Raw genomic sequence first — 2,242 nt, 5'->3', positions numbered from 1 at the left:
CTCTTAAGAAAAATAAACCTTCCATAAATTGCAATTTCGACTTTCCTCTAAATTATAACCTTATCCCGAATTGACGTTATTTAGTAAATTTATATTATTTGAGTTATGGTGAAATTAGATACGAAAATTAGAAATTTACAATTTGAGCTTGATAAAGTAGAGCGTGGATATTGCATCTCTTTTAAGCTATTAAATTATGACGAATTAAATGCTATGATGGCAAAAGACATTCACATAATTGACAAACTTAATAAAATTATTTCTGAAATTTGCAATGAATTAATTAGCAATTCTGTCACATCAATTTATAAACACATTGAACATGATCGAATATTATTAGTTCTACCGATATTAGACCCAAATCTAGTTAAAGAAATTGCCCTAAAAGCACATTTATTATCCCAGCTTTATGTTGATGATCTATTACCTACAGTTTATATGAATTGTAGTATTGCTAGCATAGAATTTCCCAAATTTAGCAATAAAGCTGAAGAAATTTATAATTTATTGAACTGGCTAATTTCTTATCCAGGTGACCAAAATTATTATCGTGAGTATGACTCTAAATATTATAATATAGAATACATTAAAGAGTCCAATAAACAGCTTAATCTCTTAAGAAAATCCCTATTAAACAAAACAATGATTTTTGCTTATCAGCCAGTTATTGACCGTAAAACAATGAAAGCTCATTACTATGAATGTTTATTAAGGATTCCTGATACAAATAACTATCTATGTTCTGTAGGAGCAATAATCCCAGAGGCTGAAAAGAAAGGTTTAATTTTTATAGTAGATCAAGTAGTGCTAGAAATGGCAATCAAAGAATTAGATGCTAACCCAGACTTGATGCTATCAGTTAATATTTCAAATATTGGCACATTAGATTCTCCTTTGCTAGTAATAGCAGAAAAATTATTACAAACATATGATGTTTCAGGAAGATTAATTATCGAAATTACTGAGACTAGCCTTAATCAGCATTATCAACAAATAACGTACTTCATGCACAGATTAAGAAAATACGGTTGCAAATTTGCTTTAGATGATTTTGGCTCTGGGTTTACTTCATTTAAGCAATTACAAAATTTGCCAATAGATATTATTAAAATTGATGGTAGTTACGTACGTAACATCACTAGCGATCTGCAAAGTCAAGACTTCATTAAAAGATTAATTAACATCTCTGAGGATTTGGGTATTCAAACTGTAGCAGAATTTGTTGAGAATGGTAAGATTGCCAAATTTTTAATCAATCTAAAAATAGATGCGATGCAAGGCGATTTCTTCTCACCTGCCTCAGTTAATAGAATAAAATAATCAGATATTAGTAAAGCAATTGAATTAGGTGATAGTATATGAATGAGAGTTCACGCATCATTGCGAGGAAGCGTGAGCCGAAGAAGCAATCCATAAAAGTGATTAAAAATAGATTGCTTCACGCTACTAAAGTATCTCCTCGCAATGATGCTTGGATGATTTTTTATACAGCAACCAATGGATAATAAAAAATATTAAACTAGTAATTACCCAAGTAGTATTACTAATTAGATTAAATATTGTATCTTTTTCTACTTCTTGCATATAATTTGTTTTTTCAAGATTTATCTTTTTGTCTATTTCTATTTTACTTAATAATCTAATCTTTTCCGCTTCCTGTGGATTCTTCGAATTAATAAAGTTTTCGACAGAGTTAAATTTAGCTATACCATGATTATACTTATATTCTGGTAATACTAGACTTGCAATATTTTGCATAACTTGCACCAATGTGAACATAAGAGTCAGGCTAGCAAAAAGACAAATTACCATGCTGTAAAGTTGTAATAAATTTTTAAACATATTGCGTCACAATTATAAAATGATAATATTTTTTAGTTAGCTCAGATAAATGAGTTTTTTTAAACGCATCCATCGTTCTCATTAACTCTCTTTTAGCGAACCAATCACTTTTACTAGTTTAATTTACTTGAATGATTGATGCAACAGAATTTATCTATTACTGAATTTATCTATTACTCGATAATCAAGTTTTTTGCAGAGCTTATAAATAGTAGGTTGTTTGAAGAAAAATTGAATATATCCGAGTCACGACATCTATCTTTAAACGCAAAATTTGTCATATATGGACGAGTGAATTTGTCAAGAAAGAAAATAAAAAAATAGAGCCACAAAGGAAGCGGTCATATATTCGGCATCGAGTGCCATAATGGTTTCTGCATTCTTATAAATATCCTTGAGT

At 29.4% G+C, this 2,242-nt stretch carries 2 protein-coding genes; one reads left to right on the top strand and one right to left on the bottom strand.

Features of this window, described 5'->3' with window-relative positions:
• The first annotated feature begins 105 nt into the window (after nucleotides 1-105).
• Nucleotides 106-1,320 carry an EAL domain-containing protein gene (locus RiCNE_RS06790; RefSeq protein ID WP_094649803.1) on the top strand — a complete coding sequence of 405 codons (1,215 nt, stop codon included), beginning with the start codon at nucleotides 106-108 and terminating at the stop codon, nucleotides 1,318-1,320.
• A 126-nt stretch (nucleotides 1,321-1,446) separates the two neighbouring features.
• Here the strand turns inward: RiCNE_RS06790 and RiCNE_RS06785 are convergent, their stop codons facing one another.
• On the bottom strand, nucleotides 1,447-1,758 hold the full coding sequence (locus tag RiCNE_RS06785) for a hypothetical protein (RefSeq protein WP_133062969.1): 312 nt from the start codon (nucleotides 1,756-1,758) through the stop codon (nucleotides 1,447-1,449).
• Nucleotides 1,759-2,242 lie beyond the last annotated feature (484 nt).

Source organism: Rickettsia endosymbiont of Culicoides newsteadi, from assembly GCF_002259525.1.
Classification (GTDB): domain Bacteria; phylum Pseudomonadota; class Alphaproteobacteria; order Rickettsiales; family Rickettsiaceae; genus Tisiphia.
This window is presented reverse-complemented; position numbering and strand designations above follow the sequence as displayed.

Coding starts and splice junctions, on each gene's coding strand:
- RiCNE_RS06790 (WP_094649803.1), top strand. CDS start 106: ATGGTGAAATTAGATACGAAAATTAGAAATTTACAATTTGAGCTTGAT.
- RiCNE_RS06785 (WP_133062969.1), bottom strand. CDS start 1,758: ATGCAAAATATTGCAAGTCTAGTATTACCAGAATATAAGTATAATCAT.